The organism is Pseudomonas sp. (genome assembly GCF_032058845.1).
In the GTDB taxonomy this organism is placed as follows: domain Bacteria; phylum Pseudomonadota; class Gammaproteobacteria; order Pseudomonadales; family Pseudomonadaceae; genus Aquipseudomonas.
On record NZ_DAMCCR010000165.1, the window covers coordinates 1 to 6,304 of the forward strand.

Consider the following 6,304-nt stretch of genomic DNA (forward strand, 5'->3'; position numbering starts at 1 on the left):
CAGCACTGGTCGGGCTTGCCGACCGGCACGTGACGCACGCGCGGGTTGTCGACCAGAAGCCAGTCGGGCAGGTCGCCTTCCTTTTCCACCAGCCACAACAGGGTGTTGAAAAATGGCTTGCGCTCGGCAGTGCCCGGGCGGCTGCGCGCCTGGTGCGACATCACCAGCGCCTGAGTGAACAGGCGGTGCTCGGCGGCGCTGAGGTTGTCGTTGCGCACCGCCACACGGGAGGCGAAGTCGAGGATCAGCGCCACGGGCTCGCCGCTCTGCTGGACCAGGCGCTCGAGCGTGGCGCCGAGCAGATCGATGCCGGCCGGGGCCACGCCCTCGACCGGATGCAGGCCCAGGGCCTGCATGACCTTGTGGCTGTCGGCCAGGTCACCGCCTGGGCGGGTCAGGGCGGTAAAACCACCGACCGGGTTCCACATCAGGACGTGGGCGTAGCCGGCGTCGAGCAGCGCGGTGCACAGGGTCTGGTTGAAGCTTTGCGCGGTGACGGCGCCGGGCGCGATCTGCGTGGCTTGCAGGTCGCGGATGTTGCCGGATAGCACGAACTGGCTTTTGAGTGGCAGAAAGCGGACCAGGTCCCGCAACCAGCGTGGCCGTTCGAAATGGGCAATCCCTGTCATGTCCGTGCTCGCAGCGAGGGTCGATCAGGGCAGGGTATGGGGCGGGCAGAGGATTTTCCACTGTTGGTGTAGGAAAGTTGCGCGAGTGTTGTGTGGCTGAAGGCCCGGATGCGCTGACTGCAACTCAGCGGTGGCCAGCATCAGCACTTCGGTCGGGGGCGACGAGATGCTGGCATTTGGCCGAGATTGGTCTTCTGGCATGCCAGAGGGCCGTCTACCGTACGGGCTTTCGACAGTCGTCCAATTGTCGAACAATCCGCTGTGGAGGCCTTGCTTCCCGCTTCGCTTGGTCTACTGTTGGCAAGACGTCAAACGTTCAATACGCCTTTAGTCTCAGGAGGAGCTTGGTATGCGCATACGTGGTGATTTGTTCTGGTCATGGGCCGACCCCACCCTGCATCACCGTCGGCATGACGAAGCCGTGCCGCATGGCAACTTCATCGATGTGCAGGTGCGGTTGTCTCGTACCGGCGCCACCCAGTTGTTCCTGGGGGTTTATGGCGCGTCGGGTCTGGCCTTGCACGAGGAGGCCTATCACTCGCGGCCGGGGGAATCGATGACTCGCGCCCTGGCCTGGGGCGTGGGCCGCGCCCGGCACGTGGCGGCCGAACTCGCGCTGGCAGTCAGCGCCAATGACCTCAAGCAGCGCCCTGCCTGCGTGGCCGGCGCACGCTGACCTGCCCTGTGGCACACGCCTGCTGCGCACCGCGTCGTGCGCGTCAGGTTGTGTCGCCACCCTCTGCTAGCATCGCCGGTTTTCAGCAGCCAGGGAGTGGCGCATGAAAGCCGTCGTCATCACGCAACACCGCAGTGACTACCCTCAACCTATCCGCTTTACGGCCGGCGAACTGCTGACGGTTGGCCAGCGATATGAAGGCCGCGAGGGCTGGCAGGACTGGTATCTGTGCACCAGTGCTGCCTGCGTATCGGGCTGGGTACCCGAGCAGATCATCGAAACGCTCGGCGTGGGCCGTGGCCGTGCCCGCGAGCCTTACTGCGCCCATGAACTGGATGTCGAACCTGGCCAACTGATCGAGACGTTGCGCCCTCTCAACGGCTGGTACTGGTGCCGGCGCCTGAGCGACAACGAACTGGGCTGGCTTCCGGCCGAGGTGCTGCGCCTGCAGGACTGACCCTCAGAAGCCATCTGATCTGCTTTTTTTTCGCGAACCTGACGCTGTAACCGTATCAGCCGCAGCGGGAAAATAGGCTCAGCCCAGTGACCCAGTACGGCTTGCGCTGGGCCGGTGGCGCGCCGTGATCGCGGGGTTGCCAGCCATGCCGTTCCGTTCAACGCACTGTAGAGGTTTCAATGGGCAAGCTCGCATGGTTCATCGGCGGTTTCCTGGTCCTGGCCATCGGCATTGGCCTGCTGGGCACCATCCCGCCTCCTTGACCACTGGCCGCATGGCCTGCCTTGCCCCGGGGCAGGTCGGTGCGATGGCGCCATCCATTCATTTGAGATGTCGCAGTCAAGGGTGGCAGGTCATAACCTGTTCACAGTCGCTCCTGTACCCTGCGCAGCGTATTGGCTCAGGGGAGACACCAGCATGATGCACGCCACGCGTGGTGCAGCCGCAATGGGGCGGTGGCGCACACACTTTCTCGAGCACACGCGATTCCATGAAGACGACTATGACCGCGCGCTTCTACAGGCGCAGGTCCTGGAGCAGGCAGGCGTGATCAGCACCCGCGAATGGAGGGAGCTGGTCCGTCAAGCCAACGCGGCTTTGTCGAAGATCGACTGATCGCCGTAGGAAATTTGTCCACAGAAACCGTGAACAGGTCTGTGGATAACGCGCTGAATGCCTTGGCGCTCAAGGCTTGAGCTGGATTGCGCATAATTTGTACAAACTCGTTGCTGCTCAGGGACCTGAGGCCATCAGCAGCCGCTCAGGAAACTCCTCAAATGCCCGCGCCGGAGGCCTCTGGTCCGCCGAGCATGACCCGCGCACTGGCTGCCGCAATCCGCACGCTTGAAGAACGCGCGCTTGCCGAATACGTCCTCCGTCGGCCGCGCTGCGGTCGGCCCCAGCGAGTCTGGAAAGAAGGCCCAGGTCACGCACGTACGCTTCTACAGACCGGGCGCATGAACGAAGCACAGCTTGTTGCCCTCTGGATCCCGGCAGTACGCCGCGTAGAACCCAGCACCGTAGTGCGGACGCAGCCCTGGAGCGCCTGCATCGCTGCCACCGTGACGCTGCGCCAAGCGCCAGGCCTCGTCCACCGCATGCGGCGAAGAGGCCGCAAAACTCACTTGAGTGCCGTTGCCGGCGCTGGCCGCTTGGCCGTCAAAGGGCAGTTGGACATAGAACTGCGGCCAGTCGCTTGCTGCTGGCTGCCAGCCCGCACCAGCCGGGCCCTGGTCGTCGGTATCGGGCACGCGTATCAGGCCCAGGCAGGCGAGCACCGGTTCATAGAACGCGAGCATGCGTGGCAGATCGCGGGCGCCGAGCTGGATGTGGCTGAACATGGGTGGTCTCCAGAGTCGTGGGGTGCGGGCAGTGTCGTTGCAGGTCGATAAAAGTGGCAGGCGGGCGAGGGCAACGCAATTTATTTCCATATGCGCATGATTCTCATGTAGATTCCCGGCCTCAGGAGTCTTCATGCACAAGGAGTCAGTTCGCAATGCCCCCGTCCCTCTACCGTTCCATGTCGCTCAGCGTCGGGCTGTACGCGTCAATCTTCAGCCCGCTGGCGTTGGCCGAAGCCGAAGAAAAGCTTGAGAAGCATGTCATCGAGCTCGACTCGACCGAGGTGACTGCCATGAGTCTGGGCAGCACCACCGAACACAGCGGTTCCTATACCACCGGTAACATGAGCGCCGCCACGCGCCTGAACCTGTCGGTCAAGGAAACGCCCCAATCGGTGTCGGTGGTCACCCGACAACAGCTCGATGATTTCAAGCTCAATACCCTGTCCGAAGCCATGGCGCAGGTCACGGGCGTCACCGTCCAGCGCAACGACTCGGAACGGCCCACTTACTACTCGCGCGGCTACGCGATCAACAACTTCCAGATCGATGGGATGCTCAACACCTTTTCCGGGCTCAAGTCCGACTCGGACACCATCATCTACGACCGCATCGAGGTAGTGCGCGGCGCCACGGGCCTGACCACCGGGGCGGGTGACCCGTCGGGCACCATCGCCATGGTGCGCAAACGCCCAACCCATGAGCTGGCGATCAAGAGCGGTGTCAGTGCAGGCAGCTACGACAACTACTACAGCTACCTGGATGTCGGCGGGCCATTGGGCTGGGACGGTCGCTTGCGTGGTCGTACTGTGCTGGCGTACCGCGACAACAAATCCTTCATGGACAAATATGCCACCCAGCGCGAAGTGGCCTACGGCGTGCTCGAAGCCGACCTCACCGACAGTACGGTCGTGGCCGTGGGCTATGACTACCAGAACAAGCAGGTACAAGGCTCGTCATGGGGCACGGTGCCTTACTGGAATGCCGATGGCAGCAAAGCCAACCTGCCGCGCTCGACCAACCTCAGCGCCCCCTGGTCGTCCTGGCCACTCAAGGACCAGACCGTGTTCGCCACGCTCGATCAGCGGCTGGCCAACGACTGGCGCCTGAAGGCGGCCTACACCCACCGCCAGACCGACAGTGACGGCAAGGTCTACTACGGCGGCAACGGGTTCCCCGAGGCCGATCGCAGCGGGATGAATGCCTGGTACTCGCACTTCGGTGGTGAAGAAAAGATGGACGCCATCGATTTCAACCTCGCCGGGCCCTTCCAGCTGCTTGGTCGCAGCCATGACTTCATGGTCGGCTATGGGGAGTCGGAGCGTCGCAACAGTGAGCCGTATCGCATCGGTCTGCCGGTGGCTGATGGCTATGATTCGATCCCCGACTGGAAATACATGGGTGGCATCCCGAAGTTCTATGACCTGGAAACCGGGCTCGACCGCGGGCGCTCCTATACGCGACAAAAAGCCGGTTACATCGCCACGCGCCTGAACCCCACCGACCGCCTCCACCTGGTGCTAGGCAGTCGTTATGGCGGCTGGGACACCGAACGGCGCAACTGGACCTACGACGATGCCCTGATCCGCGACGGCGAGACCCTCAGCCGGCAGACGCAGAACGATCAGTGGACGCCCTATGCTGGCGTGCTGTTCGACCTGACCGATGATTTCACGGCTTACGTGAGCTACGCCGACATCTTCAATCCGCAATCTGTGGTGGACGTCAACAAGCAGTACATCGAGCCCATCGTCGGCAAGGTCTACGAGCTGGGCCTCAAGGGCAGCCTGCTCGATGAGCGCCTGAACCTGAGCACTGCCGTGTTTCGCAGCAAGCAGGACAACGTGGCCGAGGTGGACGATTCGGTGCCGCCCAATGGCAATGAAGTCTTCTACACCAGCGGCGGCAAGGGCATCGTCGTGGAAGGCTTCGAGGCCGAAGTGGCGGGCGAGGTGATGACCGACTGGCAGATGAGCCTGGGTTACAGCTACACCCACGCCGCTGCGGCAGACAAGACACGCAAGGGCACCGAGCAACCCTTGAACCTGGTGCGCCTCTCCAGCACATATCGCATGACGCCAGCGTTGACCGTGGGCGCGAGCCTTGACTGGCAGAGCGACAAATACCGGCTGGCCAACCGCCCAGTCGGGCGCAACGCCAACGGCCGTATCATCACCGCCCGCGAAGAAATCCGGCAAAACGCTTTTGCGGTAGTTGGCCTGATGGCCCGCTACCAGGTTGACGAGCACCTGACAGCATCACTCAACGTGAAGAACCTGTTCGATGAGCACTACTACAACAACGTGGGCTTCTACAACGGCGTCTATCACGGTGAACCGCGGACCCTGATGGTCAGCCTCGACTGGACGCTGTAAGGCACGCGGGCCACGCGTTTGCCGCTCAGACCACCCCGCGCTGCACGGTGTCGTGCACCACACGATTGCGACCTTGGGCCTTGGCCAGGTAAAGCGCCTGGTCAGCCCGGGCCAGCAGGGCGTCGAGGTCGGCATTGGCCGCCGGCCCGCTGCGGCCGGCCAGGCCGATGCTGACGCTGATGCGCAGGGTCGGGCCGTGGTCCTGCACAGTCATGTCCTCGACAGCCCGACGCAACCGTTCTGCAAGGAAGCTGGCGGCCTGCGGGGCGACATTGGGCACCACGATGGCGAACTCTTCACCCCCCAGCCGGCCGAACAACGCGCCTTGCCCCAACTGCTCCTGCACGGTGTGGGCGAACTGGCGCAGCACCTGATCGCCGACCGCGTGACCATCGCGATCGTTGATGGCTTTGAAGTGGTCGATGTCGAGCATCATCAGGGTCAACGGCAAGTCAGGCTTGCGGCAACTGTCGAGCAGGGCGCTGGCCTGGTGGGTGAACGCACTGCGGCTGAGCGCGCCGGTCAGGTGATCGATGGTGGCCTGATGCTCCAGGCGCCTGAGCAACTGGCGGTTGGCATGGCTGACGCAGGCAACCACCAATGGCCCGAGCACCAACATGGCGATGCCCAGGCGCGCGGACATCAGCGCGGTCACCGCCGTTTCGCTTTGCGGCAGGCTGAAGTGCATGACGTTGTGCGCGACAGCCACGATCAGCGTGGAACCTACGCCCAACGCCAGCAAGGAAAGTAGAAACGGCGAGTAATTCAACGCGCACCACAGCAATGCGGCAATCGGGAAGGCGATGGCCCCGGGCCCGCCGACCGCC

General features: G+C 63.4%; 6 protein-coding genes and 1 pseudogene. 4 read left to right on the forward strand and 3 right to left on the reverse strand.

Annotation, left to right across the window (positions count from 1 at the left end):
• Window positions 1-629 (reverse strand): annotated as a pseudogene (locus tag RT028_RS19675) (ATP-dependent Clp protease ATP-binding subunit); the annotation flags it as partial.
• A 349-nt stretch (window positions 630-978) separates the two neighbouring features.
• Here RT028_RS19675 and RT028_RS19680 point away from each other — a divergent pair.
• The 3 genes from RT028_RS19680 (at window position 979) to RT028_RS19690 (ending at window position 2,377) form a co-directional block, all read left to right on the forward strand.
• Window positions 979-1,305: a hypothetical protein gene (locus RT028_RS19680; protein WP_312937073.1), complete on the forward strand. Its 327-nt coding sequence runs from the start codon at window positions 979-981 to the stop codon at window positions 1,303-1,305.
• Window positions 1,306-1,408: 103 nt separating this feature from the next.
• Window positions 1,409-1,762 (forward strand): SH3 domain-containing protein, encoded by a 354-nt coding sequence (locus RT028_RS19685; RefSeq protein WP_312937075.1) that lies wholly within the window; start codon window positions 1,409-1,411, stop codon window positions 1,760-1,762.
• Between the two features lie 417 nt (window positions 1,763-2,179).
• Window positions 2,180-2,377 (forward strand): hypothetical protein, encoded by a 198-nt coding sequence (locus RT028_RS19690; RefSeq protein WP_312937077.1) that lies wholly within the window; start codon window positions 2,180-2,182, stop codon window positions 2,375-2,377.
• 326 nt (window positions 2,378-2,703) lie between these two features.
• Here RT028_RS19690 and RT028_RS19695 read toward each other — a convergent pair whose 3' ends face one another.
• Window positions 2,704-3,102 (reverse strand): VOC family protein, encoded by a 399-nt coding sequence (locus tag RT028_RS19695; protein WP_312937079.1) that lies wholly within the window; start codon window positions 3,100-3,102, stop codon window positions 2,704-2,706.
• A gap of 155 nt (window positions 3,103-3,257) precedes the next feature.
• On the opposite strand from RT028_RS19695, the gene RT028_RS19700 reads away from it, so the two are divergent.
• Window positions 3,258-5,477, forward strand: coding sequence for a TonB-dependent siderophore receptor (locus RT028_RS19700; RefSeq protein WP_312937081.1), 2,220 nt, complete (start codon window positions 3,258-3,260; stop codon window positions 5,475-5,477).
• Between the two features lie 25 nt (window positions 5,478-5,502).
• Here the strand turns inward: RT028_RS19700 and RT028_RS19705 are convergent.
• On the reverse strand, window positions 5,503-6,304 hold an 802-nt coding region (locus RT028_RS19705; protein ID WP_312937083.1), incomplete at its 5' end, for a GGDEF domain-containing protein.

Coding starts and splice junctions, on each gene's coding strand:
- RT028_RS19680 (WP_312937073.1), top strand. CDS start 979: ATGCGCATACGTGGTGATTTGTTCTGGTCATGGGCCGACCCCACCCTG.
- RT028_RS19685 (WP_312937075.1), top strand. CDS start 1,409: ATGAAAGCCGTCGTCATCACGCAACACCGCAGTGACTACCCTCAACCT.
- RT028_RS19690 (WP_312937077.1), top strand. CDS start 2,180: ATGATGCACGCCACGCGTGGTGCAGCCGCAATGGGGCGGTGGCGCACA.
- RT028_RS19695 (WP_312937079.1), bottom strand. CDS start 3,102: ATGTTCAGCCACATCCAGCTCGGCGCCCGCGATCTGCCACGCATGCTC.
- RT028_RS19700 (WP_312937081.1), top strand. CDS start 3,258: ATGCCCCCGTCCCTCTACCGTTCCATGTCGCTCAGCGTCGGGCTGTAC.